The organism is Brevundimonas sp. TWP2-3-4b1 (genome assembly GCF_049897665.1).
GTDB lineage: Bacteria > Pseudomonadota > Alphaproteobacteria > Caulobacterales > Caulobacteraceae > Brevundimonas > Brevundimonas subvibrioides_B.
The window spans coordinates 16,387-42,173 of the sequence record NZ_JAFCWQ010000006.1 but is presented as its reverse complement, the minus strand read 5'-3'; the positions used below and the strand labels follow the sequence as shown (position 1 = coordinate 42,173).

General features: G+C 67.1%; 33 protein-coding genes. 16 read left to right on the top strand and 17 right to left on the bottom strand.

Translation table 11 applies throughout. The annotated features are described in order from the left end of the window. The 6 genes from ACP7A5_RS06490 to ACP7A5_RS06465 all read left to right on the top strand — a co-directional run bounded on the left by ACP7A5_RS06490 (position 1) and on the right by ACP7A5_RS06465 (position 3,734). Positions 1 to 420: a HesB/IscA family protein gene (locus tag ACP7A5_RS06490; protein ID WP_426041147.1), complete on the top strand. Its 420-nt coding sequence runs from the start codon at positions 1 to 3 to the stop codon at positions 418 to 420. A 1-nt stretch (position 421) separates the two neighbouring features. Then, positions 422 to 1,417: a methionine ABC transporter ATP-binding protein gene (locus tag ACP7A5_RS06485; protein WP_426041146.1), complete on the top strand. Its 996-nt coding sequence runs from the start codon at positions 422 to 424 to the stop codon at positions 1,415 to 1,417. Beyond that, on the top strand, positions 1,417 to 2,079 hold the full coding sequence (locus tag ACP7A5_RS06480; protein WP_426041145.1) for a methionine ABC transporter permease: 663 nt from the start codon (positions 1,417 to 1,419) through the stop codon (positions 2,077 to 2,079). Before ACP7A5_RS06485 ends, ACP7A5_RS06480 begins: the two co-directional genes overlap by 1 nt. Before the next feature lie 23 nt (positions 2,080 to 2,102). Beyond that, a complete protein-coding gene (locus ACP7A5_RS06475) occupies positions 2,103 to 2,906 on the top strand; it encodes a MetQ/NlpA family ABC transporter substrate-binding protein (protein ID WP_426041144.1) in 804 nt (267 codons plus the stop codon). A gap of 98 nt (positions 2,907 to 3,004) precedes the next feature. Next, positions 3,005 to 3,361: a hypothetical protein gene (locus ACP7A5_RS06470; protein WP_426041143.1), complete on the top strand. Its 357-nt coding sequence runs from the start codon at positions 3,005 to 3,007 to the stop codon at positions 3,359 to 3,361. A 4-nt stretch (positions 3,362 to 3,365) separates the two neighbouring features. Beyond that, positions 3,366 to 3,734 (top strand): TfoX/Sxy family protein, encoded by a 369-nt coding sequence (locus ACP7A5_RS06465; protein WP_426041142.1) that lies wholly within the window; start codon positions 3,366 to 3,368, stop codon positions 3,732 to 3,734. On the opposite strand, the gene ACP7A5_RS06460 is transcribed toward ACP7A5_RS06465, so the two are convergent. The 3 genes from ACP7A5_RS06460 to ACP7A5_RS06450 all read right to left on the bottom strand — a co-directional run bounded on the left by ACP7A5_RS06460 (position 3,724) and on the right by ACP7A5_RS06450 (position 7,334). Beyond that, on the bottom strand, positions 3,724 to 4,509 hold the full coding sequence (locus ACP7A5_RS06460; protein ID WP_426041141.1) for a lysophospholipid acyltransferase family protein: 786 nt from the start codon (positions 4,507 to 4,509) through the stop codon (positions 3,724 to 3,726). The genes ACP7A5_RS06465 and ACP7A5_RS06460 overlap by 11 nt on opposite strands. Before the next feature lie 66 nt (positions 4,510 to 4,575). After that, on the bottom strand, positions 4,576 to 5,631 hold the full coding sequence (locus ACP7A5_RS06455) for a diguanylate cyclase (RefSeq protein ID WP_426041140.1): 1,056 nt from the start codon (positions 5,629 to 5,631) through the stop codon (positions 4,576 to 4,578). A 113-nt stretch (positions 5,632 to 5,744) separates the two neighbouring features. Further along, positions 5,745 to 7,334, bottom strand: coding sequence for a DEAD/DEAH box helicase (locus ACP7A5_RS06450; RefSeq protein ID WP_426041139.1), 1,590 nt, complete (start codon positions 7,332 to 7,334; stop codon positions 5,745 to 5,747). A gap of 297 nt (positions 7,335 to 7,631) precedes the next feature. On the opposite strand from ACP7A5_RS06450, the gene ACP7A5_RS06445 reads away from it, so the two are divergent. Next, positions 7,632 to 7,991, top strand: coding sequence for a hypothetical protein (locus ACP7A5_RS06445; protein WP_426035465.1), 360 nt, complete (start codon positions 7,632 to 7,634; stop codon positions 7,989 to 7,991). A 126-nt stretch (positions 7,992 to 8,117) separates the two neighbouring features. Next, positions 8,118 to 9,482 carry an MATE family efflux transporter gene (locus ACP7A5_RS06440; protein ID WP_426041138.1) on the top strand — a complete coding sequence of 455 codons (1,365 nt, stop codon included), beginning with the start codon at positions 8,118 to 8,120 and terminating at the stop codon, positions 9,480 to 9,482. Between the two features lie 131 nt (positions 9,483 to 9,613). Here ACP7A5_RS06440 and parE read toward each other — a convergent pair whose 3' ends face one another. The 4 genes from parE to ACP7A5_RS06420 form a co-directional block, all read right to left on the bottom strand. Further along, the gene (gene parE, locus ACP7A5_RS06435) at positions 9,614 to 11,692 is read right to left on the bottom strand and encodes a DNA topoisomerase IV subunit B (protein ID WP_426041137.1); all 2,079 of its coding nucleotides are present in this window, start codon (positions 11,690 to 11,692) and stop codon (positions 9,614 to 9,616) included. Then, positions 11,658 to 13,004, bottom strand: coding sequence for an O-antigen ligase family protein (locus ACP7A5_RS06430; RefSeq protein WP_426041136.1), 1,347 nt, complete (start codon positions 13,002 to 13,004; stop codon positions 11,658 to 11,660). Before ACP7A5_RS06430 ends, parE begins: the two co-directional genes overlap by 35 nt. Before the next feature lie 41 nt (positions 13,005 to 13,045). Further along, a complete protein-coding gene (locus ACP7A5_RS06425; RefSeq protein WP_426041135.1) occupies positions 13,046 to 13,450 on the bottom strand; it encodes a hypothetical protein in 405 nt (134 codons plus the stop codon). Positions 13,451 to 13,586: 136 nt separating this feature from the next. Further along, on the bottom strand, positions 13,587 to 15,962 hold the full coding sequence (locus ACP7A5_RS06420) for a UvrD-helicase domain-containing protein (protein ID WP_426041252.1): 2,376 nt from the start codon (positions 15,960 to 15,962) through the stop codon (positions 13,587 to 13,589). 123 nt (positions 15,963 to 16,085) lie between these two features. Here ACP7A5_RS06420 and ACP7A5_RS06415 point away from each other — a divergent pair, with 123 nt between their 5' ends. Then, entirely contained in the window at positions 16,086 to 16,277 is a 192-nt protein-coding gene (locus ACP7A5_RS06415; protein WP_426041134.1) for a hypothetical protein, read from the top strand. Continuing rightward, complete coding sequence (locus tag ACP7A5_RS06410; protein WP_426041133.1) at positions 16,278 to 16,595, top strand: hypothetical protein; 318 nt, start codon at positions 16,278 to 16,280, stop codon at positions 16,593 to 16,595. It abuts the gene before it with no gap. 100 nt (positions 16,596 to 16,695) lie between these two features. On the opposite strand, the gene ACP7A5_RS06405 is transcribed toward ACP7A5_RS06410, so the two are convergent. Both ACP7A5_RS06405 and ACP7A5_RS06400 read right to left on the bottom strand, forming a co-directional pair. Next, the gene (locus ACP7A5_RS06405; protein WP_426041132.1) at positions 16,696 to 17,412 is read right to left on the bottom strand and encodes an SIMPL domain-containing protein; all 717 of its coding nucleotides are present in this window, start codon (positions 17,410 to 17,412) and stop codon (positions 16,696 to 16,698) included. 42 nt (positions 17,413 to 17,454) lie between these two features. Then, the gene (locus ACP7A5_RS06400) at positions 17,455 to 17,679 is read right to left on the bottom strand and encodes a ribbon-helix-helix domain-containing protein (RefSeq protein WP_426041131.1); all 225 of its coding nucleotides are present in this window, start codon (positions 17,677 to 17,679) and stop codon (positions 17,455 to 17,457) included. A 75-nt stretch (positions 17,680 to 17,754) separates the two neighbouring features. On the opposite strand from ACP7A5_RS06400, the gene ACP7A5_RS06395 reads away from it, so the two are divergent. Together ACP7A5_RS06395 and ACP7A5_RS06390 are read left to right on the top strand one after the other, a co-directional pair. Further along, positions 17,755 to 18,516 carry a Coq4 family protein gene (locus tag ACP7A5_RS06395; RefSeq protein WP_426041130.1) on the top strand — a complete coding sequence of 254 codons (762 nt, stop codon included), beginning with the start codon at positions 17,755 to 17,757 and terminating at the stop codon, positions 18,514 to 18,516. A gap of 102 nt (positions 18,517 to 18,618) precedes the next feature. Then, a complete protein-coding gene (locus ACP7A5_RS06390) occupies positions 18,619 to 19,533 on the top strand; it encodes a DMT family transporter (protein WP_426041129.1) in 915 nt (304 codons plus the stop codon). On the opposite strand, the gene ACP7A5_RS06385 is transcribed toward ACP7A5_RS06390, so the two are convergent. Then, entirely contained in the window at positions 19,530 to 19,709 is a 180-nt protein-coding gene (locus ACP7A5_RS06385) for a hypothetical protein (RefSeq protein ID WP_426041128.1), read from the bottom strand. The two genes, ACP7A5_RS06390 and ACP7A5_RS06385, sit on opposite strands and share 4 nt — an antisense overlap. Positions 19,710 to 19,713: 4 nt before the next feature. Further along, the gene (locus tag ACP7A5_RS06380) at positions 19,714 to 19,890 is read right to left on the bottom strand and encodes a DUF4169 family protein (protein WP_426041127.1); all 177 of its coding nucleotides are present in this window, start codon (positions 19,888 to 19,890) and stop codon (positions 19,714 to 19,716) included. A 66-nt stretch (positions 19,891 to 19,956) separates the two neighbouring features. Here ACP7A5_RS06380 and ACP7A5_RS06375 point away from each other — a divergent pair, with 66 nt between their 5' ends. After that, on the top strand, positions 19,957 to 20,199 hold the full coding sequence (locus ACP7A5_RS06375; protein WP_426041126.1) for a DUF2171 domain-containing protein: 243 nt from the start codon (positions 19,957 to 19,959) through the stop codon (positions 20,197 to 20,199). Between the two features lie 108 nt (positions 20,200 to 20,307). Then, complete coding sequence (locus ACP7A5_RS06370; protein ID WP_303695611.1) at positions 20,308 to 20,700, top strand: YccF domain-containing protein; 393 nt, start codon at positions 20,308 to 20,310, stop codon at positions 20,698 to 20,700. Here the strand turns inward: ACP7A5_RS06370 and ACP7A5_RS06365 are convergent, their stop codons facing one another. From ACP7A5_RS06365 to fumC, 4 genes are read right to left on the bottom strand one after another with little or no spacing between them, the layout of a single operon-like run. Further along, on the bottom strand, positions 20,701 to 21,009 hold the full coding sequence (locus ACP7A5_RS06365) for a CcdB family protein (RefSeq protein ID WP_426041125.1): 309 nt from the start codon (positions 21,007 to 21,009) through the stop codon (positions 20,701 to 20,703). It abuts the gene before it with no gap. Then, the gene (locus ACP7A5_RS06360) at positions 21,010 to 21,252 is read right to left on the bottom strand and encodes a type II toxin-antitoxin system CcdA family antitoxin (RefSeq protein ID WP_426041124.1); all 243 of its coding nucleotides are present in this window, start codon (positions 21,250 to 21,252) and stop codon (positions 21,010 to 21,012) included. A 42-nt stretch (positions 21,253 to 21,294) separates the two neighbouring features. Continuing rightward, on the bottom strand, positions 21,295 to 22,026 hold the full coding sequence (locus ACP7A5_RS06355) for an AAA family ATPase (protein WP_426041123.1): 732 nt from the start codon (positions 22,024 to 22,026) through the stop codon (positions 21,295 to 21,297). A 2-nt stretch (positions 22,027 to 22,028) separates the two neighbouring features. Then, positions 22,029 to 23,420, bottom strand: coding sequence for a class II fumarate hydratase (fumC, locus tag ACP7A5_RS06350; protein ID WP_426041122.1), 1,392 nt, complete (start codon positions 23,418 to 23,420; stop codon positions 22,029 to 22,031). Between the two features lie 98 nt (positions 23,421 to 23,518). On the opposite strand from fumC, the gene ACP7A5_RS06345 reads away from it, so the two are divergent. Together ACP7A5_RS06345 and ACP7A5_RS06340 are read left to right on the top strand one after the other, a co-directional pair. After that, positions 23,519 to 24,133: a peptidylprolyl isomerase gene (locus ACP7A5_RS06345; RefSeq protein WP_426041121.1), complete on the top strand. Its 615-nt coding sequence runs from the start codon at positions 23,519 to 23,521 to the stop codon at positions 24,131 to 24,133. Between the two features lie 62 nt (positions 24,134 to 24,195). Continuing rightward, positions 24,196 to 24,489 (top strand): RusA family crossover junction endodeoxyribonuclease, encoded by a 294-nt coding sequence (locus ACP7A5_RS06340; protein WP_426041251.1) that lies wholly within the window; start codon positions 24,196 to 24,198, stop codon positions 24,487 to 24,489. On the opposite strand, the gene ACP7A5_RS06335 is transcribed toward ACP7A5_RS06340, so the two are convergent. Continuing rightward, positions 24,486 to 24,887 carry a GFA family protein gene (locus ACP7A5_RS06335; protein ID WP_426041120.1) on the bottom strand — a complete coding sequence of 134 codons (402 nt, stop codon included), beginning with the start codon at positions 24,885 to 24,887 and terminating at the stop codon, positions 24,486 to 24,488. The two genes, ACP7A5_RS06340 and ACP7A5_RS06335, sit on opposite strands and share 4 nt — an antisense overlap. Positions 24,888 to 24,948: 61 nt before the next feature. Next, positions 24,949 to 25,704: a C13 family peptidase gene (locus ACP7A5_RS06330; protein WP_426041119.1), complete on the bottom strand. Its 756-nt coding sequence runs from the start codon at positions 25,702 to 25,704 to the stop codon at positions 24,949 to 24,951. Positions 25,705 to 25,787 lie beyond the last annotated feature (83 nt).

The following is a 25,787-nucleotide window of genomic DNA, read 5'->3' as shown; positions in this document are numbered from 1 at the left end:
ATGACCGACTTCGAGACATCGTCATCCTCCGGCTTGACCGGGGGACGCCCCCGCCGCCCACGCCCCAAGGTCGTGACCCTGACCGACGCCGCCGCAGAGCGGGTGCGCGAGATCATGGCCAATGCGGAGAAGGCCTATGTCGGGCTGCGCGTCGGCGTGAAAAACGGCGGCTGCGCGGGTCAGGAATACACCTTCGCCTATGCCGATCAGATCAGCCCCCTCGAGGAGGTAGTCGAGGACAAGGGTGTCACGATTCTGGTTGAGCCCAAGGCGATCCTGTTCCTGATCGGGTCCGAGATCGACTACGAGGCGACGAGGCTGGCGTCCAAATTCGTGTTCCGCAATCCGAACCAGACCGACGCCTGCGGCTGCGGCGAGAGCGTCACCATCATCCCGGCTGCGGCGCTCGAGACCGACTGACATGATCCGGCTTGAAGGCGTGACCAAGCGCTATCGCAGCGCTGCGGGCGAGCGCGTGGCGCTGAACGCCGTCGACCTGTCTGTCGCGAGTGGTCAGGTGTTCGGGGTGGTCGGACGCTCCGGGGCCGGCAAGTCGACCCTGATCCGCACCATCAATCGGCTGGAGACCCCGGACGCGGGCAAGGTCTTCGTCGGCGATCAGGAGATCACGGCGATGAAGCCGGCCGAGCTGCGCGCCGCGCGCCGGCGGATCGGCATGATCTTCCAGCATTTCAACCTGCTGAACGCCAAAACCATCGCCGAGAACGTCGCCTTTCCCCTTCAGCTCGAAGGCCGTCCGGCGGCCGAGATCGAGCGGCGGACCGCGGAGTTGCTGGACCAGCTCGGCCTGGCGGAGCACGCGAAGAAACATCCCGCCCAGCTGTCCGGCGGCCAGAAGCAGCGCGTCGGCATCGCCCGCGCCCTGGCCTGCGGACCCGACGTCCTCCTGTGCGACGAGGCGACCAGCGCGCTCGACCCGGAGACGACCCACGAGATCCTCGGCCTGCTCGACGGGCTCAACCGCGACCTCGGCCTGACCATCGTCCTGATCACCCACCAGATGGAGGTGGTGCGTCGCGTCTGCGACCGCGTCGCCGTACTCAAGGACGGGCGGCTGGTGGAGGAGGGGGCGACGGCCGATGTCTTCCTGCATCCGCAGTCGCCGGTGACCCGCGCCATGCTGGCCGAGGGCGAGGGCGGCGAGACCTACGAGGCCTCGGTCGTTCCCGCCGGCGGGCGGCTGGCCAGACTGACCTTCCGGGGCGGTTCGACCTACGCGCCCGAACTCAGCCGCGTCGCGCGCACGACGGGTGTCGACTATTCGATCCTTTCCGGCCGCATCAGCCGCATCCGGGGCGAGCCCTATGGCCAGATGGTCGTGGCGTTCACGGGGGGTGACGCGGACGCCGCTGTGGCCCAGCTAACCGGACGCGGCGTCGTGGTGGAGGCGTTGTGATGGAGTTCTTCGTCAACATCGACGGGCCCGAGATCCTGCGGGCGACGCGCGACACCCTGCTGATGCTGGGCGGGGCCATGGTGCTGACCGTCGTGTTCGGGGTCCCTCTGGGCGTGCTGCTCTACCTGTCCGGCAAGGGGCGGCTGGCGGCCAATCCGGTTCTGAACGGGGTGCTGTCGCTGGTGGTCAATATCCTCAGGTCGGTGCCCTTCATCATCCTGCTGATCGTCATGCTGCCGGTGACAGTGCTTCTGGTCGGGACGTCGCTGGGCGTCGCGGGCGCCATTCCGCCCCTGGTCGTCGGAGCCGCGCCCTTCTACGCGCGTCTGGTCGAGACGGCGCTGCGCGAGGTCGACAAGGGCGTGGTCGAGGCGACACAGGCCATGGGCGGTTCGACCTTCCAGATCGTCACCCGCGCCCTGCTGCCCGAGGCCATGCCCGGGATCATCGCGGGGGCCACGGTCACGGCCATCGCGCTCGTCAGCTACACCGCCATGGCTGGCGTTGTCGGCGCCGGCGGGCTCGGCGACCTGGCGATCCGGTTCGGCTATCAGCGGTTCCAGACCGACGTCATGGTGGTGACCGTAGTTCTGCTGCTGGTGCTCGTACAAATTCTGCAGATGATCGGCGACCGTCTGGTCGCTAGGGTCTCGCACCGCTGACATTCGACTTTGAGAGACTTCCTATGCTTCGACGCTCCCTGATCCTCGCCGCCGCCGCGCTGGCCCTCGCTGCCTGCGGGCAGGGGACGGAGAAGGCCGCCGACGGATCGGCGCCGCTGATCGTGGGCGCGACGGCCGTCCCGCACGCCGAGATCCTGGAGTTCATCAAGCCGACGCTGGCGGCCGAAGGGTTCCCGATCGAGATCAAGGTCTTCAACGACTATGTTCAGCCGAACACCCAGCTGGCCGAGCGCCGCATTGATGCCAACTATTTCCAGACCAAACCCTATCTCGACGAGTTCAACGCCGCCCGGGGTGCTGATCTGATCACCGTGGCGGGCGTGCATGTCGAGCCGCTTGGAGCCTACTCGCGCCGTTTCAAGACGCTGGCCGAACTGCCGAACGGGGCCGATGTGGCGGTCCCGAACGATGCGTCCTCGATCGGGCGCGCCCTGATCCTTCTGCAGTCAGCGGGGCTGATCCGCCTGAAAGACCCGACCAACCCGCTTCAGAGCGTGCGGGACATCGCCGAAAATCCGGGGAACCTGCGTTTTCGCGAGCTTGAATCGGCGACCTTGCCGCGCGTGCTGGACCAGGTCGACCTCGCGGTGATCAACACCAACTATGCGCTGGACGCCGGACTGAAGCCGAAGACCGACGCCCTGGCGCTGGAGGGCGGCGACAGCCCTTATGTGAACTATCTGGTCGCCCGGCCGGACAATCAGAACGACCCACGAATCCAGGCCCTGGCGCGGGCCCTGCGCAGCCAGGCGGTCAAGGATTTCATCGCCCGGAAGTACGACGGGGCGGTTGTGCCGGCGGCTTGACGAGCTCTCTGAGTTGAGGTCATCATCATCTGATGAGACCGCATGCTCACAGTCTGGCGCCGCACCCCTCTCTCGGCCCCCGAGCGCTCCGGGCTGTCGTGACCGGGCTTCTCATCGCCGGTCTGATCGCCCTGATGCACTGGATCGGAAAAGACGGTGAGGCCTCCGCCCTGACCTTCGCCGCGAGCGTGCTGGCCGGCGCCATGGCGAGCTTCGTCCTGGACTTCCTTCCGCGTGCTCGCTCGAGGCGTCTGTCGGTGGCAGGCATGAGCCTGGCGACAGCGTTCGTCGGTGCACTCGCGTTCACCGCTAACGACTTGTTCGGCGGTGCCGACTGGACGCCGATCCAATGGATATCGGCCGTCGCAGTGGGCGCGGCCTGCGGCGCGGGCATTGGAGCCCTGATTGGCCGGCTCGACCGTCTCCTCCGCCGGCGAGACTCGATAGCGGCCTGACCGGATGTCCTACGACCCTGATTTCGGCGAATGGATGCGGGAGCATTTCGCGGCCCTGGGCCAGATCGAGATCAAGCGGATGTTCGGTGCCGGGGCCGTCTACGCCCACGGCCTGATCTTCGCCCTGCTGGATGACGGGACGGTCTGGCTGAAGGCCGACGAGATCAACGCACCGCTGTTGCAGGCGGCCGGGTCGCGCCAGTTCACCTATCCGACCAACGGCGGTGAGACGATGAGCATGGCCTACTGGTCGTTGCCCGAGACGGCGCTCGACGACCCGGACGAGGCCGTCGACTGGGCGCGCCGGTCGATCGACTCGGCGCTGCGCAAGGCGGCGGCGAAGAAGCCACGCAAGGCCAAGCCTAGGCCGTAGCGGCCGCCTTGGCAGCGCGGGCGGCTTCGTCGGGGGCAAGCACGCGAACGTTCTGGATCACGGGCCCTCCACGCGCCTCTGCGATCAGTTCAGCGGTGCGGTTCTCGACCATGGCTTCGAGGCGCGTGAGGAACTCGTCCTTGCCCAAACCCGTCGGAATGGGGTCGAGGAACTCCAGGGTCGCCGTGCCCGGGTGTTTCTCATAGGCCTCCTGCGGCCAGAACAGGCCGAGGTTCGACGCCAGGGGCACGACCGGCATGTCGAAGTCGCGGTACAGGTGCCAGACGCCGGAGCGATAGCGGAACTTCTCGCCGATCTTCGCCAGATTGCCCTCTGGATAGATCAGGATCTTGCGGCCCTCGGCATGGGCGGTGGCGCCGCTCTGTTTCAGGGAGTCGCGCGCTTCCCGGCCGCCGCAGTTGTTGACGACGATGGCGCCGAGCTTGTTGAGCACCGTGCCCAGCAGCGGGAATTTCTCCAGGTGGTCGCCGGTGACGAAGGCGAGGTCATCGAACTGGTCATAGGTGGCGAAGCCGTCGCCCCAGCTCTGATGTTTCGAGGCGATGATGAAGGCGCCGGCGGGCAGACGTTCGCGGCCGCGCACCTCGATCCGGATTCCGGCAAGGATCCGCATCGCCTGAACCATGCGCTTCACATAGCGGCGGATCACCCAGGTGGCGGCGGTCCGGCCGGGGGCGAGCGCGGCGAAGGCGGCCGTCAGGCCGTAGCCGATCGACAGGAACCAGTAGGCGATGTTGAACGCAAGGTTTCGCATGCGATCAGCCTGCCAGAGTGTGGTGATCAGGTTGACCAGATTGGCGCCCGACCTTGATCGGATCGATCAGGCCGCCTGTTCCAGCCGCTCGCCGTTGGTGACCTTGTTCCGGCCGGTGCGTTTGGAGGCGTAGAGGGCCTCGTCGGCGCGGTCGAGCAGGGAGGAGCCGGTCTCGCCGGGGCGACGCTGGGCGACGCCGGCCGAGACGGTCACGGCGCCGAGTTCGTCATTGGTCGAGCGACGGCGCAGCGCCCGGGTGCCGACCTCCTCGCGCATCGTGTTTAGCACAGCCTCGACGATGGAGGCGCTTTCCGACGGGAAGATGATGGCGAACTCTTCGCCGCCGTAGCGGGCGGCGACGCGGGGCGCCTTGGAGACGCGGCCAATGACGCTGGCGACGTAGCGAAGGACCTGGTCGCCGGTCTGGTGGCCCCAGGTGTCGTTGAACCGCTTGAAGTGGTCGATGTCGATGACGGCGAGGCTGAGCGTCTGACGCTTCTTTTCGGCCTCGTCACAGGCCCGCAGCAGTTCCTCGTCGAAGGCCTTGCGGTTGGCCAGGTTTGTGAGCGCGTCCGTCATGGCGTCGCGGCGGACCTGTTCCAGATGTTCGCGCAGACGGGCGACTTCCTTGGTGGAGCTCTCCAGACGCTTTTCGAGGGTGGCGTTCTCGGCCTGGACCTGGGTCGTCGCCGAGGTCAGTTTGGACACGACGCCGAGCAGGACGGTTGGCTCGGATGCGCCTTCCAGATGGGCGGAGGCTCCGGCCAGGGTCTCGCCATAGGCAGCCTGCGACCGCTGGGCCTTGGCGATGGCCTCCGAGACGGTCGACAGTTCGCGGTTCAGCACGGCGCCGGCGTCTCGGATTTCCTCCGAGAGGCGGCCGCGGGGCAGGTATTCGGCGGCGAGCATCTCGGCCGTGCCCTCGGTGAAGGCATCGCCGACGGCGAGGAGACGCAGCATCTCCTGGCCGAGCGCGCCGTCGGGATCGCCGAGGTAGTGAAGCCACAGCTCAAAATTCAGCGGGGTCGGCCACACGCCGGCACGCTCCATCTCCTCGACCGCCTTGCGGGCGAGGCAGAAGGCTTCTGGCCCCCGGAGCGTGGTCTGCACCTGTGTGGACATTCTGTTTTCCCGACCGCCGTTCTTTTCTAGCGCTCTACGGGCGGAACTCTAGGCTGGCGTTCCGTAACACCGGGTTAAGCGAGGCCGTCAAATCGCCGAACCCGGCTCAGAAATCAACCTTTACGAGAAATCGAGCGGCGCAGAAACGCAGGGATGTCTCCCCCGAAACCGGCGCCTTCGCGGGCCGGCGGCGCATCGCCTTCGGTCCGGCCGCCGGGACGGCGATCGGCCTGACGCAGGCGGGGTTCGGCGGCGGCGACGGGCCTGGCGGCATCTTCCGTCACGACGGGCGCCGCGACCACTTCGGCGGGTGCGATCTCGGCCTGAGCAGCTTCGACGGGCTTGCTGGAGCGGCGGCTGCGGGTACGGCGGGCGGGCGGTGCGGTTTCACCTTCGGGCGAAGCTGCTGCGGGCGCGGAGGCGGGAGCCGCTTCAGCGACCTCGGCCACGGGCTCGGGCGCCGGGCGTTCGCCACGGCTGCGGCCCCGGGCGGGACGGCCTTCCGCGCGCTCGGCGGGACGAGCCGCCGCCGGGCGACCTTCCGACCGGCGAGCGCCGCCCAGGTTGGACCAGTCGATATCCAGCACCAGTTCTTCAGGCTGCATCTTGATCAGCTTCATGACCTTGTCGAGCGACTTGTCGTCGGCCGGGGTCACGATCATGAACGCCTGACCCGTCTTGCCCGCGCGGCCGGTGCGGCCGATGCGGTGGACGTAGTCGTCGGCGTGGTGCGAGACGTCGTAGTTGAAGACGTGGCTGACGTCGGGAATGTCCAGTCCGCGCGCGGCGACGTCGGACGCGACAAGGATCTTCAGCGCTCCGGACCGGAAGTCCGCCAGGGTCCTGGTGCGCAGCGACTGATCCAGGTCGCCGTGGATCGGGGCGGCGTCGAAACCGTGCTGCTTCAGCGACTTGGCGACGACGTCGACTTCGGACTTCCGGTTGCAGAAGACGATGCCGTTCTTGACGTCCGCCCGCTCCATCAGGGCCCGCAGCGCCGCGCGCTTGGCCTTGGGATCCGCCGACGGGATGCGGACCAGATACTGGGTGATGGTCTCGGCCGTCATGGCGGGGCGCGAGGCCTCGATCCGGGTCGGGTCCTTCAGGAAGGCCTGGGTCAGACGGGTGATCTCGGGCGGCATGGTGGCCGAGAAGAACAGGGTCTGGCGCTTAGGCGGCGTCAGTTTGAAGATGCGCTCGATGTCGGGGATGAAGCCCATGTCGAGCATCCGGTCGGCTTCGTCGACGACCATGAGCTCGACGCCGTTCAGCATCATCTTGCCGCGTTCGAACAGGTCGAGCAGGCGGCCGGGCGTGGCGATCAGGACATCGACGCCCTTGTTCAGGGCCGCGACCTGGTCGCCCATGGAGACGCCGCCGATCAGCAGCACCCACGAAAGCTTGGTGCCCTTGGCGTATTTCTCGAAGCTCATCGCGACCTGGTCGGCCAGCTCGCGGGTCGGGGCCAGGACGAGGGCGCGGGGCATGCGGGCCCGCGCGCGTCCCTTGGACAGGCGTTCGATGAGGGGAAGGGTGAATGCGGCGGTCTTGCCGGTGCCGGTCTGGGCGATGCCGAGAACGTCGCGGCCGGCGAGGGCGACAGGAATGGCCTGGGCCTGGATCGGGGTGGCGATCGTATAGCCGGTGTCGATGACGGCTTGCAGGGTCGTGGGCGAGAGGCCCAGCTGGGAGAATTCGGTCATGCGTCCTTAGGACTAAGGCCCGGTCGCCAGGGGCGCCGGGTTGGGACTGTTCGACCGATGCGAGACGGATCGATCGAGGAGGGCCGCGCCATCGGTGGCGAGGCGGGGAATACGCGGAACCACCCTGTCTCTTGGGCGAGCGGGTGGCGCAGTAAGCCAGTCCTGTCCCGAACGTCGGCCGGATATAGAAGCCCCCTCGCCAGAGTCAAGTATTCGCGGGCCACGGCGCCGCTTGGCAATTCGTGAACGAAAGGTAATAATCGACCTCGCGATTGGAATGCCGCGTGAGGGTAGGGCATGAGGAAATGGATCGGCGCCTTGGCGCTGGCGGCGGCCGTGATGGCCCCGATCACGGCCTCGGCCGAGATCGACGAGACCTTCGGCAACACCGTCCTGTCGCGCTATCCGGACGGCGGCTGGGTCAAGCACTGGTTCAATCAGGACGGCTCCTATTCTGCTGAGTTCTCCGACGGTCGCCGGCTGGCGGCCCGCTGGCGCGTCGAGGGCGAGCGCATCTGTCTGAATGGCATCCGGCCCTCGTTCATGATGATCTCGCGCTTCTGTTCTCCGTTGATCGAGGCCAGCCTGGGTCAGAGTTGGGTGTCGCGCGATCCGCTGGGCCGTCGGGTGACCAACGTCCTGCAGCCGGGGCGATAGGACACCCGCGGGTCCTCCCTCGGAGAGACAAATAATAAAGTCCGGGCAATATTGACGTCACTATTTCGTCCGGGTAAATCCAATCCCGCGAATCCGAGTTCGATCGGATCTTGGGGGAGAATGGCGATGCAACAGGATCTGACTCAGGGGTCCATCACCGGGAAACTGGTGGGGATGGCCGGGTTCATCGGCATCGGTCTGGTGTTCCAGACCCTGTATTTCATCGTCGACCTGTATTTCGTCGCCGGACTGGGCGCGGCGGCCATCGCCGGCGTCGGTCTGGCGGGGAACGCCTTCTTCCTCAGTCTCGCGTTGGCGCAGATGGTGGGCGTCGGCGCCCTGTCGCTGATCGCGCGGTCGATCGGGGCCAGGGATTTCGCCGCTGCGGAGGGGGTCTATCGTCAGGCGATGATCCTGTCGCTCGGGCTCGGCGCCCTGACCCTGATCGTCGGCTATCTGCTGGCCGAGCCGGCGCTGGCGACGATCGCGGCGGACGCGGAGACGACGGCCATGGGCAAGGCCTATCTGTTCGGCTTCCTGCCGGCCCTGGCCTTGAGCTTCCCGACCAACGCCATGGGATCGGCGCTGCGGGCAGCGGGCGTGGCGCGGCCGACCATGTTGCTGCAGACGGCCTCGGTGCTGCTGAACGCGGCGCTGGCTCCTGTGCTGATCGCGGGCTGGGGCACGGGGGTTCCGCTGGGCGTGTTCGGCGCCGGTCTGGCCAGTTCGATCGCGGCCCTGTTCGGCTTTCTGGGCATGCTGTTCGTGTTCGGCCGGTCCCAGACCCTGATTGCACATCCGCTGAAACTGCCTCGGCCGGACTGGAGCGTGTGTCGCCGGATCGTCGGCATCGGCCTGCCGACCGCCGGCGAGTTCCTGTTGACGTTCGTCATCACCGCCGTCGTCTACGGCGTCATCCGCCAGTTCGGCAGCGAGGCCCAGGCCGGCTACGGCGTCGGCGCGCGGGTGATGCAGTCGATCTTCCTGCCGGCCATGGCGGTGTCCTTCGCCGTCGCCCCGGTCGCGGGCCAGAACTTCGGGGCCGGCCGCGCGGATCGGGTCCGGCGAACGGTGCGGGACGCGACGGTGTTGTCGTCGGGGTTGATGCTGGTGCTGACGCTGGTCTGTCAGGTCTGGCCGCACGCCATGATCGCGGTCTTCGCCCATGATCCGGCGGTCATCGATGTAGGGGCCATGTTCCTGAGGATCGCCTCGATCAACTTCCTGGCGACGGGGCTGATCTTCGTGGCGTCCGGGACTTTCCAGGCGCTGGGCGACACGCGGCCGGCGCTGTGGGGGAGCTTCAGCCGACTGGCGACCTTCGCGATCCCGGCAATCTGGCTGTCGGGGCAGCCTTGGGCCAAGCTTGAATACATCTGGTGGCTATCGGCGACGTCGGTGGCGATCCACTGCCTGGTAGCGCTGTGGTTCCTGCGCGGCCAGCTGAAGCTCAAGCTGGCGGGCCTGACGCCGCGCGTGGCCGTCGCTTAGAGCCTGATCGTTTGAGACGGAAGCGCTTCGCGCTTCTGTCGAAAGCGTGAATCAGGCTCTCGCTATTATCTGGAGCAGGATTCACGGCATCAGCGGAATCGCGAAGCGATTCCTCCTCAGCCGATCCTGCTCTAGACGTCGAGATCCGCCTGCGCGAATTGCGCGTTGTCCTGAATGAAGCGGAAGCGGGCGTCGGCCTTCTTGCCCATCAGGCGCTCGACCAGGTCCTCGATGTCGTCCTCGGATTCCGGGACGGTGACGCGGGCGAGGGTGCGCTTCTTCGGATCCATGGTGGTCTCCTTGAGCTGGGAGGCCATCATCTCGCCGAGACCCTTGAACCGGCCGATCTCGGTCTTCTTGCCCTTGAAGACGGTGGCGATCAGCTCGTCGCGGTGGGCGTCGTCGCGGGCGTACTCGCTCAAGGGACCGGCGCTGATCCGGTAGAGGGGGGGCAGGGCCATGAAGAGGCGGCCCTGGCGGATCACCTCGGGCATCGAGCGATAGAAGAAGGTGATCAGAAGCGCCGCGATATGGGCGCCGTCGACGTCGGCGTCGGTCATGATCACCACCCGCTCGTAGCGCAGGGTGTCGATGTCGAAACGCGGGCCGGGGGTGACGCCGAGCGCGAGCGTGAGGTCCGACAGTTCGATGTTCTGTCGCAGCTTGTCGGCGGTGGCCGAGGCGACGTTCAGGATCTTGCCGCGCAGGGGCAGGATGGCCTGGGTCTGGCGGTCGCGCGCCTGTTTGGCCGAGCCGCCGGCCGAATCGCCCTCGACGATGAACAGTTCGGTGCCGTTGGCGGACTGGCGGCTGCAGTCCGACAGCTTGCCGGGCAGCCGCAGCTTGCGGGTGGCCTGGGCGCGCTGGACCTCCTTGTCCTTGCGACGGCGCAACCGGTCCTCGGCGCGCTCGATGATGAAGCCGAGCAGGATGTTGGCCTGTTTCGGGTTCTCGGTCAGCCAGTGGTCCAGCGGGTCGCGCATCAGGGCCTCGACCAAACGCTGGCCCTCGGCGGAGGACAGGCGGTCCTTGGTCTGGCCCTGGAACTCGGGGTTCCTGATGAAGACGCTGATCAGGGCGCCGGCGTTGGCGACGACGTCCTCGGCCGTGATCTGGGTCGCGCGCTTTTCGTTGGTCAGTTCGCCGTAGGATTTCAGGCCCCGGACCAGGGCGGCGCGCAGGCCGGCCTCATGGGTGCCGCCGTCGGGGGTCGAGACGGTGTTGCAGTAGGACTGGACGAAGCCGTCGGCCTCGCCGAAGCCGATCGGCGACCAGGTCACGGCCCATTCGACGGCGCCGGTCTCGCCCTTGCGTTCGACGCGGCCCGAGAAGGCCGGGGTGACCGTGTCCAGCTCGCCGATCCGTTCGGCCAGGGCGTCGGCCAGACCGTTGGGGAAATGGAAGGTGGCCGTCTCTGGCGTCGCGTCGATGATCCGTTCGGGCGCGCAGGTCCATTTGATCTCCACGCCGCGGAACAGATAGGCCTTGGACCGGGCCATGCGGAACAGGCGGGCAGGCTTGAAGGCCGCGCCGACGCCGAAGATTTCCGGGTCCGGATGGAAGCGGATCAGGGTGCCCTTCTTCTTCGACGGCTGCAGCTGCTGGATCGGGCCCAGCGGGATGCCGCGCGAGAAGGACTGTTTCCACTCGAAGCCGTCGCGCCAGACGGTGACGTCGAGAATATCGGACAGGGCGTTGACGACCGAGACGCCGACGCCGTGCAAACCGCCTGAGGTTTCATAAGCCTTGCCCGAGAACTTGCCGCCAGAATGGAGGACGGTCATGACCACTTCCAGGGCCGATTTGCCCGGATGTTTCGGGTGGGGATCGACCGGGATGCCCCGTCCGTCGTCGAACACCGACAGGACGCCGTCCGCGTCGAGATCGACCTTGATGATCTTGGCGTGCTTGGCGACCGCCTCGTCCATCGCGTTGTCGAGGACTTCGGCGAACAGGTGGTGCAGGGCGCGCTCGTCGGTGCCGCCGATATACATGCCGGGGCGTTTGCGGACGGGCTCCAGCCCTTCCAGCACCTCGATCGACGAGGCGGAGTAGCTGCCGGGGACGTGAGCCTGGACGGCCTGCGCAGGCGCTGCGGCCTGCAGCTTCAGGGCCGGTTCCGGGGCGGGCGCGGGTGCGCGTTCCGCGGCCGCCAGCTTCGGCGCTTCGGGCATGTCATCGAACAGGGACGGGACGGTGGACGCGGGCATTGGCGGAGTGTGCGGCGATTCGGGGAGCCGTCTGGTAGGCCCGTGACCTCGCCGTAGCAAGCGGCGCGCGGACGCGATCGGGCTCGAACGCCAGGGCGCGCGCCAGGATGGCCAGCAGCAGGGTCCAGGGCAGGTTGGCGTGACTGAGCAGCACGCTCTCCGACAGGCTCAGCAGGAGGAAGACGAGCAGATAGCCGACGGCCCAATAGCCTTCGCGGGCGCCCGAGCCCGGGATGCGGAAGACGGTGACGACCGTAGCGATGGCGACGGTGATGCCGACCGTGATCGCGCCCGGCCAGCCGAGCTGGATCAGCAGATCGATCCAGCCGTTGTGCGCCGACGGCACGGGCCACTGGGTCTCGGCGCGGATGAAGGCGGCGGGCACCGAATCCTTGCCCCAGAAGGCCTGGTAGCCGAAGCCTGTCCACGGCCGTTCGGCGACCTCGCGCATCAGGGCGGCCCAGATGTCGGTCCGGCCGGTCAGGGACGGGTCCTTGCCCAGCGCCTGAAGCACCATAGCCGGGTCGGTGATGAAGACGTAGGCCCCGCCCGCCGTCAGGACTACGCCGAACCAGACGGCGACGATGGAGAAGGCCGCGCCGCCGCGCTTCATGGCCCATAGGCCTCCGACCGCTCCGACGCCGAGCATCAGGCAGAGGAGGGAGGTCTTGGACTGGGTCGCCAGCACCAGAAGCGTGGTGATGGCCAGGGTGATGGCGGGCAGCAGTCTTCGCGGATCCGCAGAGGCGAGACAGGCGGCGGCGGCCACGGCCCCGGCCGACATGACCAGCCCCATCTGGTTCTTCTCGTACCAGAGGCCGCGCCACAGGCCGGCGTTCTCGATCTGGTGCACGCCGATGGTCGGGTTGGCGAAGACCATGACGAGACTGCCCAGCCCCATAATCAGCGAGGCCAGCATCAGCATGCGCGGCAGGTGGCGGCCGGTGAAGGCGACACCGAGATAGATGGCGAAGGCGCTGGAGATGGCCATGGCGATGACCCGCCTCTGGGTCACGCCCGGATCGATGGACCACCATTTCGAGGCGAAGGCCTGAAGCACCAGCAGCGCCAGGATCAGCCACGCCGGCCAGGCGCGCACGAGGACCGCCGGACGCAGGGCGATCAGGCCCGCGATGACGGCATAGACCGGCAGCCAGACGAGACGCAGGATCGGCGTCTCCACCTGTGTGGGGGCGAAGACCGGGCCGATGAAGGCCTGGGTCAGCATCATGATCACGACGATGGCCGCCGCCTGTTCCCACAGGGGCGGGCCGGGGTCGGTCAGGTCAGGGGATTCGCCAGGCGGTCGCACGACCTGCAGGGTCGGCTATCGCCGCTAACGAACCGTTAGCCTCACCAGCGCGCCAGAAGGGCGTCGAGGCGCGCAACGGCGCCAGGGGCGCCGGCGAGAGTTCCCCGCAACGCCCGCGCCTCGGCCAGCAATTCGTCGCCGCAGCGGAGTTCGTCCATGCGGGCGTTGATGGCGCGATCCTGTCCGGAGTTGTCGCCGCCGAACTCGCTGCCGAGGAAGTCGCAGCGCACCCCGCGCCACATCACGGCCTCGACGGGGTCCGAGGGCTCGACGTTGACCGCCAGATAGCGGTCCTGTTCCGCTGCCCAGGCCGCGTCGACGGCAGACTGGGCCGCGGGGGCCGGCGCGGCGGCCGCCGCAGGATCGGCAGGGGGCGCCGGCTCGGCGACGGGCTTGCAGGCGGCGAGGACGAGGCCGGCGAGGCCGATGGTGATGATCCGGGACATGGCTGGCCCTCCCCAGGCTATTGAATAGTCACTGTGATTGGAAAGTGGAGCCGGGGGAAGGCCGTGCTGGACGAAACCGGTCCGGCGCGACCCTCGCCGTCCTGGGCGCCCCCGCGAAGCTGACTGAAAAGACAGCCTAGTCGCCCGCCTTTTCCACGAAGGTGTCGATGACCTTTTTCTCGCCGGCCTTTTCGAACTCGACAGTCAGCTTGTTGCCCTCGACAATCCGCACCGAGCCGTAGCCGAATTTCTGGTGGAAGACGCGCTGGCCCTTGGTGAAGCCCGAGCCCGACTTCGGGTCGGCGGTCGCCACCAGCCGGCCTTCGCCTTCGATGACAGTATTGCGGGCGGGGCGTGCTCCGGGGGCTCTGGATGCGGTGACCGCCTGGGCCCGCTGCCAGCCCGGAGAGGTGTAGCCGGCGCCGAAGGTGGGGGCGTCATCCCAGCGGGACTTGGCCTCCTTCATCCCGGTCGAGGCGCCGTAGTAGCCCGTGTCGCTTTCGGCCTCGACGTGGGCGATGGGCAGTTCGTCGACGAAGCGGCTGGGCAGTTGCGAGGTCCAGCGGCCATAGACCAGCCGGTTCGCGGCGAACGAAATCCGCGCGTCCTGTTTGGCGCGGGTGACGCCGACGTAGGCGAGGCGACGCTCTTCCTCGAGACCCTTCTCGCCCTTTTCGTCGATGCTGCGCTGGGACGGGAAGACGCCTTCCTCCCAGCCCGGCAGGAAGACGAGCGGGAACTCCAGCCCCTTGGCGCCGTGCAGGGTCATGATCTGCACCGCGTCCGACGACGGGCCGCGATCGAGGTCCATGACCAGGGAGACGTGTTCGAGATAGGCCCCAAGGGTCTCGAACGACTGCATCGCCTGGGTCAGTTCCTTGAGGTTGTCGAGGCGGGTCGGGCCGGTGACGCGGTCCGCCTTCTGCATGTCGGTGTAGCCGCTCTCTTCCAGAACGGTTTCGGTCAACAGCCAGTGGCGGGTGTCGGCGGCCAGCGTACGCCAGCGGTCGAGGTCGCGCACGAAGGTCGACAGGGCCGTGCGCGTGCGGGCCTGAAGCTCGTCGGAGCCGATCAGCTCACGCACGGCGGTCATGGCCGAGACGCTGCGATGACGGGCGATCTGGAGGATCTTCTGGACCGAGGTGTCGCCGATGCCACGCTTGGGCACATTGACGATCCGCTCGAACGCCAGGTCGTCGTCCTCGGACTGGATCAGGCGCAGATAGGCGTGGGCGTCGCGGATCTCGGCCCGCTCAAAGAAGCGCGGCCCGCCGATCACCGTATAGGGGATGGCGAGGAGGACGAACCGCTCCTCAAAGGCACGCATCTGAAATGACGCGCGAACAAGGACGGCCATGTCTTTGTATTTTCTGCCGTCTCGTTTCGCTGTCTCGATCTCGTCGGCGATCAGCCGGCTCTCGGCCTCGCCGTCCCAGACGCCGCGCACCCGGACCTTGTCGCCCGTCTGGTCCTCGGTCCACAGGGTCTTGCCGAGCCGGTCGCGGTTCGCGGCGATCAATCCGGAGGCTGCCCCGAGGATGTGGCTGGTGGAGCGGTAATTCCGCTCCAGCTTGACGATCTTGGCGCCGGGGAAGTCCTTTTCGAACCGGAGGATGTTGTCGACTTCTGCGCCACGCCATCCGTAGATCGACTGGTCGTCGTCGCCGACGCAGCAGACATTGCCGGTCGAGGCCGTCAGCAGCCGCAGCCACAGATACTGGGCGACGTTGGTGTCCTGATACTCGTCGACCAGGATGTAGCGAAAGCGTTTGCGATAGTCCTCAGCAATATCTGCGTGTTGAGACAGAATAGTCAGGTTGTGTAGCAACAGATCGCCGAAGTCGCAGGCGTTCAATGTGGCCAGCCGCGACTGGTAGGCGGCGTACAGGGCCTGGCCCTTGCCGTTGGCGAAATCCTCGCCGGCTGGCAGCTGATCGGGCCTCCAGCCGCGGTTTTTCCAGTGGTCGATCAGGCCGGCCAGCGACTTGGGCGTCCAGCGCTTGGTGTCGATGTTGGCAGCCTCGATCAGCTGTTTCAGCAGCCGCTCCTGATCGTCGGTGTCGAGGATGGTGAAGGTCGACTTCAGTCCGACCAGTTCGGCATGGCGACGCAGGATCTGGGCCGCGACCGAGTGGAAGGTGCCGAGCCAGCGCAGTCCCTCGGCCGACGGGCCGATCAGATGGGTGATCCGCTCGCGCATCTCGCGCGCGGCCTTGTTGGTGAAGGTGACGACCAGCAGTTCCCACGGCCGGGCGCGGCCGGTGGCGAGGATATGGGCGAGACGGGTGGTCAGGACCCGGGTCTTGCCGGTGCCGGCGCCGGCGAGGACCAGGACAGGCCCCTCGGTCGTCTCGACGGCCTCGCGCTGTTCGGGATTCAGGCCGCTGAGATAGTCCGGCGTCTCATGCGCCACGCCTCCGGGGCCGCGCGAGCGGGCCAGGTCGGAGATGCGCGGCCCGGACACTGGAGGATTGGGCAGGGAATCGGTCAAACAGAGGCACTCGGGAGCGATGCGGGATTCGAGAACATAATGAGCACATGAGGCAAAGTCAGGCCCTCACGGTTCATCTCCCGGAACCGGCAAGCGTGGCCGGAGTTTGGTCGGCTCAGGGGAAACTTCTGAGAGGGAAATACAATGGCTGAGAATACAAACAGCGGCGGCGGCAACACAGGCCTCGCCTTTATCGTTGGCGCGGTCGTGGTCGTGCTGGCGATCGTGGCGTACTTCGTCTTTGCGCGCGGCGGCATGGGTGGAGACACCAAGGACGTGAAAGTCGACGTGAATCTGCCGTCGGTCGAGGCTCCGGCCGTCCCGGGGACCAACTAGATGACGGACCCGAATATGCCGCCCGAACGCGTCGTGGTCGTCGATCCGCCGCGCCAGACCACCGTCAATGTCCAGCCCGAGCGTCGTGGCGGAGGCGGCGGCGCCATGGCCTTCATCGTCGGCGGCCTTCTGGTCGTCGTCGCGGTCATCGCCTTCTTCGTCTGGAACGGTGGCGGCATTGCCACGCCGGACGCGGCGGACACCAACGTCGATGTCGATGTAAACCTGCCATCTCTGCCCGAGGCCCCGAAGATGCCCGATCTGCCGAACGTCGAACCGCCGACCCTGCCGGCGCCGGGTCCGGCCCCTTCAAACTGATCGCGTGATTGTTTCCTCCCTGTTCGCCGCCTGGCGAATGGGGAGGTGTCAGCGAGCCTCCTCCCCATCGCTGCGCGACAGAGAGGAGACGCTGTGACAGCTAGCGCAGTTGGTAGGTGACCGTGGCGACCACCCGGACGCGCTTGTCCAGCGAGGTGGATTCGCTGTCGACATCCTCGCGGGCGAGGATCTCGAACGAACCCTGGGTCGCCTGTTTGATCGGACCCAGCGGCGCCCCCGAATCCTTGGCGAACTGTTCGGCGCCCGAACGGGCCGAGGCGGTGGCCTCGGCGATCATCTCCGGCCGTACGTCATTGAGCTTGGTGAAGACATAGGTCGGGGCGGTGAAGTCCAGCAGGACGCCCTGACGGACCAGGTCGTTCAGGGCGCGTTCGGTCTGGGCCACGCGGGCGACGTCCGTCGTGCGAACCGTCACGCTTTGGGCCACGATATAGTGGGGCGTGCCGTCGGACGGGGCATAGCTCTGCGACTGGGTGTCGGTGACTTCCAGGCGGCCGATGGTGATGATGTCGTCGGCATAGCCCTGTGAGGTCAGGAAGGCCCGGACCTTGGCCAGATCGCCGTCGATCTTGGACTGGACCCCCGGCAGTTCCTCGCCCGCCACGGTGAACCGCAAGGACAGGATGGCCAGATCGGCCTCGACATTGCGCTCGGCGACGCCGCGTACGGTGACCTGGCGGTTACCGGTGTTGGCGTTGACCACGCCCCCGCCGACGGCGATGCCGGCCCCGATCAGGCCGATGGCGATGAGGCCGCCGATGATGGCGGGTGGAATGAGACTGCGGTCGATCTGCACGTTGGTTTCCCCTTGTTGAGAAGGCCAGGCTGCGCCTTGAATTCAGCGTTCGCCAATGATCCTTTCTGACGCCGCGGATTCCAGCGCCAGAAGGCGGCAGGCGGAGGCCAGGGGGCGGCGGCCGCGCGTTTCGTCGACCCAGACCAGCAGGCCTACGTGGCTGAGCCCGCGCGCCAAGGCGATGCGGTCCAGCACGGCCCAGAATTCGGGCTCAAGCGCCACGGAAGTGGCGTGGCCGGCGAGGACGACGGATCGTTTCTTGAGCACAGGATCTCCGGCGGCGGGGCTTTGAGCGGACGGTGGGTTGCGTTAGGATACCCGACTTCGAGCAGGATGTTTTCGATGACGATGGGCGCCGCCGTCTACCCCGACGAATTCCAGGTGCTCAAGCCGCAACGGATTCGGCCGGTCACCGCGTTTCGCGCCTTCCGCAAGCTGATCCGCGACAAGGAGGACACCGCCCAGGTGTTCGAGATCATGCGGGCCCTGGCCGGCCGGTCGGGCGCGAGGGGCTACGGCCGGATGCTGAAGACGGTCGAGGGCGGGCGTCAGGCGTTCCTGCGCGACGAACTGGCGTTGAAGCTCGACGATCCGGTCTGGCTGGCGCGGTTCGCGCCGGGCACGGTCGGGGCGGAATACAAGGCGTTCCGTGAAGCGCGAGGGTTCACCGCAGACGGCCTGGCCGAGACGGCGCGCGAAGTGACGCCCGAGATCGACGCGCCGCATCCGGTCGTATGGTACTCGCGCCGGCTCCGGGACGTGCACGATATCTGGCATGTGCTGACCGGCTACGGCACCGACGCTCTGGGCGAGGCCTGCGTGGTCAGCTTCTCCTATGCCCAGACGCACAATCTCGGCTTCGGTTTCATCGGCTATGGCGCGGCGCGGGAAATCCAGCGTGAGAAGCGGTCCATCCCGGCGCGGCGGGCGGTCTTGCAGGCCTGGTCGAACGGGCGCCGGGCGCAGTGGCTGCCGGGGCTGGATTACGACGCCCTGTTCGCCGAGCCGCTGGCGACCGCGCGGGCGCGGCTGGGCATTCGACGGGCGACCGTTTACGCCGCCGTCCCCGAGGCGACTCGTGCGGCGCTGAAGCTTCGCGGCTGACATAAGCGGCGCTTGTCAGCAGTCTTCGGGATCGATGTTGCACCGTTCCCGCCGGGAGCGCATCCAGCGCAATCCCGTCTCCCCGCCTTCCGTGAGTCTGCCTTGACCCTTTCCGAGCTGCGCCGGCCCTCCGCCGGCGTTCTGGCCATCGCAGGCGTGGCGCTCTGCGCGATCATCTGGGGCACGACCTGGTATGCCATCACCTGGCAACTGGGAACGGTCGATCCGGTGGCGTCCTTGACCTGGCGGTTCGGGCTGGCAGCCCTTGTCCTGTTCGTCGGCTGTGCGGCGACCCGGCGGTCGCTGGCGTTGAACCGGGGCCAGCATCTGGCGGCGCTGGGGCAGGGGGCCTTCGTCTTCGCCGTCAGCTACACCTTCACCTATGCCGCCGAGGGTCATGTGACCTCCGCCATCGTCGCCGTGGTGTTTGCGGCCCTGGCCTTCCTCAATCTGGTGATGTTCCGGGTCTTCGTGGGCCAGAAGGCGTCGCGCATGGCGTGGATCGGAGCGATCCTGGGCGTCGTCGGGGTCGCGGTGCTGTCCGGCGGCGAGGCCTTGGGGGCCGGGTTCGACGCCCGCGCCCTGACCGGCATCGGCCTGGCCGTGCTGGCTGTGAGCAGTTCGGCCGTCGGCAACTATTTCTCCTGGAAGGGTCAGGAGCTCGGGTCCGCGATCCTGCCGCAGACGGCCTGGGCCATGGGCTATGGCACGGCCATGCTGGCGCTGCACGGCCTGGTCACCGGCGCAGAGTTCACCATTGATGCGTCGCCCGGGTACCTGATCTCGCTGGTCTACCTGGCGGTGCTGGGATCGGTGGTCGCCTTCGTCGTCTATTTCGCCGTCGCTCGGGCGCGCGGCTATGCGCTGGCCAGCTATATCTCGGCCCTGACGCCCCCCATCGCCATGCTGGTGTCAGTCCTGTTCGAGGATGCCCGGTTCGGCTGGACGGCGCTGGTTGGCCTGCTGCTGGTCCTGGCCGGGCAGGCCCTGCTGATCCGGGCGCCGAAAGTCCCCTAGCGGAACCAGCCGCGCGTCTTGGGCCGCTTCCCGGCAGTCGCGTCCTTGTTCGCCTCGCGCTCAGCGTCTTCCTTTGCGCGACGTTCGCGCATGGCCCTGGCCTGACGGATGGCAACCAGGGCGATGAGGCCGTAACGGGTCCGGGACGATGTCGTCGGAGTGTCGGTCGCGCCCATGAGTTCAGTCCTCGCGCTTCGTCTGATCAAGAAGCCGCGACAGCCGCTCCCGTTCCGCCTTCGCCGTTTCGCGCTGCGCCTTCGTCAGGCCGTGGGCGACACGATTGGCGGCGGCGTCGGATTTTGCCACGGCCTTGTCGCGCGCCTTTCTGGCCCGGTTCAGATTGACGATCTCGGCCATCGGTTCCTCGCAACCGGCTGAAGCAAGCGGCGTTTCAGGGGCTCACCATTCGACAGGAGACACCCGATGGTAGACCTCACGCTCATCAAGGAACACCTCGAAGTCGTCGGCTCCGACGGCGGCCATGTGGGCCGCGTCGATCACGTCCTCGGCGACCAGATCGAACTGGCCAAGCTCGATCTCGCCGGCGGCTTCAAACATCACATGATCCCGACCCGCTGGGTCGACCATGTCGATGACGACAAGGTCCGCCTGACCCTGACCAAGGATCAGGCCAAGGCGCAGTGGACCGAAAAGCAATCCCACTAGATCTCGCCACACGACTAACCGCGAATTCACGAGGGCCCCGCTGATATTGGCGGGGCCTTTCGCCTATCTAGGGTCAGTCGGCGACTCCGCCGGTAGGAGAGAGACGCCGTGATCCGACTGATCCTGAATATCCTGTGGTTCATCCTCGGCGGCTGGATCTCCGGCCTGCTGTGGCTGATCGGGGGCGCGGTGCTGGCCCTGACCGTCGTCGGCCTGCCGTGGAGCTTCGCGGCCTGGCGGATCGCCAGCTATTCCTTCTGGCCGTTCGGACGCGAAGTCGTCTGGGGCGGCGAGGCGGACGGCAAGGACATCGGCTGTTTCGGCGTCGGCCTGAACATCATCTGGTTCCTCTTCGCCGGCTGGTACATCGCCCTGTCGCACCTGCTGATCGCCTTCGCCGAGGCCATCACCCTCATCGGCATCCCCTTCGCCCTGAAGGACCTCGAACTGGCCAAGCTGGCCTTGGCCCCGGTCGGCGCGACGATCAGGGACAAGCCCTGATCAGAAGCCGGGGAACAGCCGGTCGAGCGCCCGGCGAATGTCGTCCTCGTGGGCGAGGAGGGAGCCGACGCGGCGCTTCAGGGACCGTCCCTGAACGCCCGCGAGTTCCGTCAGAACGATCACGAGCGGCTGCTCGTCGACCACCACCGGGATTTCGAACTCGGCGACGGCCGCTGTGCTGTCGTTCACCAAGGGCGCGACGACCGCGTCGTCGAATCCAGGGATCAGATGGGAAGACACGACAACGACGAAAGGAGCGAACCGTCGTGCTTCCGCCGACGGGTTCTCATAAACGTCGAACTGACGCACTCACCAGGTCCGCAGGTAGTCGGACAGGACGCCCCGCTCGGCGATACGCCGGTTGTGGTCCTTGATCGCCTCGGCGTTCTCCTCCGCCCAGCGTTTGGCGCGCGCCTCGGCGCCGGCGGGATCGACCTTCTGCAGATGCAGGCGCAGGGCGCGTTCGTCCATGCCGGCGATCGAGATGCCGAGCCGGCCGGCCTGTTCGATCAGCTCCGGATCGATGCCGATGTTCAGTTCGACCTTGCCCATGCGCGGAAGGTAACCCGAAAGGCGCCAGAGCCCAAACCCGGCTCACTCCGGTTTCAGCAGTACGTCCAGCATCCTCTCGCGCCGCGTCAGGAAGTTCTTCGTGACCCTATAGTGGTCGGTGTCCTCGTACTCGATCCGGTCGAGGCCGTGGTCCGAGGCCTGATAGATCCAGGCGTTGGGATAGCCGAGCAGGATCGGCGAGTGGGTGGCGATGATCAGCTGGGATCGGGCCAGCACCAGTTCGTGCATCCGCGCCAGGAACGACAGCTGCCGGCTCGGTGACAAGGCGGCTTCGGGCTCGTCGAGGATATAGAGGCCGTCGCCGATGAAGCGATTGTCGAACAGGGCGAAGAAGCTTTCGCCGTGCGACTGCTCGTGAAGGGGTTTCTGCCCAAACCGATTGGCGCCGGCTCCCTCCAGATAACTGGCGACGGTGAAGAAGCTCTCGGCCCGGAGGAAGAACCCGTCCTGCAGACGCAGCGGTGATTTGACCGGCCTCACGTAGCGATGGAGCGGCGAATGGCTTTCGCGCGTGCCGAAGCGGTGCTCTCGCCCGCCGCCCTCGGCATTGAAGCCCCAGGCGATCGCCAGGGCCTCGATCAGGGTCGACTTGCCGGAACCGTTCTCACCCACAAGGAAGGTGACGTTCGGATGAAATTCCAGCGTGTGCAGGGACCGCACGGCCGGCAGGTTGAACGGATAGACGCCCTCATCCCACCCCTCGCGCCGCTCGAACCGCGCCTCGATCCAGTAGGGGCGGGTAAGGGCGGTCATCCTCAGCCCGGCGAGATCATCTTCTCGGGACGGACCGCCTCGTCGAATTCGGCATCCGTCAGATAGCCGCCGCCGACGGTTTCCTGACGCAGGGTGGTCCCGTTCCTGTGGGCTGTCTTGGCGATCTTGGCGCAGGTGTCGTAGCCGAGCCTGCCGTTCAGGGCCGTGACCAGCATCAGCGAATTGTTCAGGCCGCGCGCGATGTTGTCTTCGCGCGCCTCGATGCCGACGACGCAGTTGTCGGTGAAGCTGATGGCGGCGTCGGCGACCAGGCGGACAGACTGCAGGAAGTTGTAGGCCATCACCGGGTTGTAGACGTTCAGCTCGAAATGGCCTTGCGAGCCGGCGAAGGTGATGGCGGCGTTGTTGCCGAACACCTGGACGCAGACCTGGGTCAGGGCCTCGCACTGGGTCGGATTGACCTTGCCCGGCATGATCGAGGAGCCCGGCTCGTTCTCCGGCAGGGCCAGTTCGCCCAGGCCCGAACGCGGGCCGGACCCGAGGAAGCGGATGTCGTTGGCGATCTTGAACAGCGATGCGGCGACCGTGTTGATGGCGCCGTGCGAGAAGACCATGGCGTCGTGGGCGGCCAGGGCCTCGAACTTGTTCGGGGCCGTGGTGAAGGGCAGGCCGGTGATGCCGGCGATCCGTTCGGCGACGGTCTCGGCGAAGCCGATGGGGGCGTTGAGACCGGTGCCGACGGCGGTGCCGCCCTGGGCCAGTTCCATCAGGGCCGGCAGGGTCTGTTCGATGCGCGCGATGCCGTTGGCGACCTGCTGCGTATAGCCGCCGAACTCCTGACCCAGCGTCAGCGGGGTAGCGTCCTGGGTGTGGGTGCGGCCGATCTTGATGATGTGGGCCCAGGCTTCCGACTTCGCCTTCAGCGCCGCGTGCAGGTGCTTCAGGGCGGGGAGCAGGTCGTTGACCACCTGTTCAGCGCAGGCGATGTGCATGGCCGTGGGGTAGGTGTCGTTGGACGACTGGCTCATGTTGACGTGGTCGTTGGGGTGGACCGGCTTTTTCGAGCCCATCTCGCCGCCCAGCATCTCGATGGCGCGGTTCGAGATCACCTCGTTGGCGTTCATGTTCGACTGGGTGCCCGATCCTGTCTGCCAGACGACCAGGGGGAAGTGGTCGTTGAGCCTGCCTTCGATGACCTCGTCGGCGGCGGCGATGATGGCGTTTCCGATCCTCGGGTCCAGCTTGCCCAGGGCCATATTGGTCTCGGCGGCGGCGCGCTTGACGATGCCGAGGGCGCGGACGATCGGCAGGGGCATCTTTTCCCAGCCGATCCTGAAGTTGCCGAGGCTGCGTTGCGCCTGGGCGCCCCAGTAGCGGTCGGAGGCGACCTCGATGGGGCCGAAGGTGTCGGTCTCGGTGCGATAGGCGGTCATCGGCTTCGGCTCTTCAGAGGCGTGGCGGGAGGATGCGCGGCGGTGTAGCACGGGGGAATGACCGGGCAAGCGCACGGGCGTCGGAGACTGGGATAGGCGTGATCAGAAGAACCCTGACGCTACTGGCGACGACGATGCTGGCCATGACCAACGGCCCCGCTCTCGCGCAGGACAATCAGCCCCTCGTCACACTGCATACGCCGCAGGGCGACGTCATCGTTCGTCTTGACGCCAGGCAGGCGCCGATCACCACCTGCAACTTCCTGCGCTACGTCCAGCAAGGTCGGTACGCTGGGGGAACATTCTTCCGCACCGTCGTGGCGGAGACCAACGCCAGTCCTGCCCCCATCGATGTGATCCAGGCCGCGACCACGGCCGGAAGCGACGATCCCGGACTGGGTCCCATCACGCTTGAGCGGACGATCGACACCGGCCTGCGTCACTCGGCGGGCGCCATCTCGATGGCGCGGGACGGGCCCGACACGGCGACCTCCAGCTTCTTCATCGTGACCCGCGACACGCCCGCGCTCGATTTCGGCGGCGGGCGCAATCCGGATGGCCAGGGGTTCGCGGCGTTCGGCCTGGTCATCTCCGGCATGGAGATCATCCAGGCGATTCATTCGGCTCCGGCGGAGGACGAGCAACTCGTCAGCCCGGTGGTCATCGGGGCGGCTACCCTGTCGACCGGGCTGCCGGCAGTCTGCCGCGCGTGAACGACGACTGGACCATCTCCGGCAAGGTCCGGGCGCGGGAGGAGGGGGAGACGGTCGTCATCATGATCGACGGCCTGACCACCCAGGCCAAATACTACAAGCCGCTGGTCTATGAGTTCTTCCGCAAGGAGTGGCGTGGATCACGGCCGGCCTACGGCGATTTCGTCGTCGAGATCGTGATGGAGCACATCGGCGACCCGCCGTGGATGGACCTGGACAACCTCGCCAAGGCGCTGCTCGACGCCATCAAGGGCTATCTGTTCCATGACGACGCCCAGGTGGCGCGGCTGCTGGTCGAACGGCGCGAGGGCGACCGCGAGCGGATCACGATCCGGGCGTTTCCGCGCAAGGCCTAGCCCGGCGGTCCGGGATAGCGTTCGAACGACGGCAGTCTGTGCAGTTCGGCCATCCAGCCGATGCCCTCGGCGGTCTGGATCTGGGCCTGGAGGGGAATGGCGTCAGGGTTGTCCAGCGTCGCACTCTGAACGTCGATCTGGTCGGGGAAGATGTCTTCGTTGGTATAGAACAGGCCGGTCCCGCACCGTCCGCAGAACCCGCGCCGTCCATGTTCGGATGACGCATACCAGACCGGCTCGCCCGTGATCCTGACCTGATCAGATGGCGCCAGGGCCCATGCGACCGCGGGCGCCCCCGCGCATTTACGGCAATCGGTGCAGTGGCACAGGGCGTGATGGATCGCTTCCCCGGCGGTCTCATAGCGAATGGCGCCGCAATGGCAGCCTCCGGTCAGCATCGGCAACCTCCCTGCATGTTCATGGTATGTTCTAGTCGACCATTGATGGCGACGCAATGCTTCAAGGCGGCGGATGGCTGAAGCGCAGTGTCGGCAGAAGCAGTTGCAGGTCGGCCCCGATCGAGACCTGTGGCTCCGAGGCGGGAGAAAGTCCCTCGGCCTCCTCGCGGGCCTTCACGCAGGCCCGGGTCGCGTTGGCGAGGGAGATGAAATCGCTGGCCGCCGGCAGGGTCTGGATCACGCAGGCGTCGAAATACGGGTAGGTCGCGTCCTCCGAGCAGCCGAACGAGGAGCGGTCACGACGGGCGGCGGCCATGATCATCCGGTTGGGCGCGGCGAGGGAGTCCACGAAGATGCCGGAATAGCAGGCGGAGAGGACCACCACTGTCGGCCGGTCCTGGCACCATCCGCGCACCAGCGTCACCATGCTGGTCGGGCTCAGGATCCGGTTCGGACCGAACACAATGCCCTGGGGACCGCCGTGCGAGGTGACGTAGAGCAGGCAGCCGCGCGTGGCCCGCGCCGTCGCCTCGGCGATGCCCCGGGCGGCCGCCACGTCGGTGGTCACGAGCGTCACATCGGGACGCAGACTGTAGTCGACCATGTCGGCGCGCGAGAAGCCTGCGGCGAGGAAGCCGGAGGTCAGGTCGCGACGGGCGTTGTCGAAGGCCTGGATCGCCTCACCCTGGCTGGTGCGCCAGTCGGCGGCGACGACGGCGGAGGCCCAGCCGTCGAAACGGCTGGCGGGCGAGGTCTGGGCGGCCGTCGTCGTCGCGCAGGCCATGCTGAGCAGCACCGACAAGACCAGTCTGAACATGCGACCCCCGACGCCAATCCCCCTCACACCGTGCACCCCGGCGAAGGCCTGGGTCCAGATGGAAAATCTGGCAGTCGGAGTTC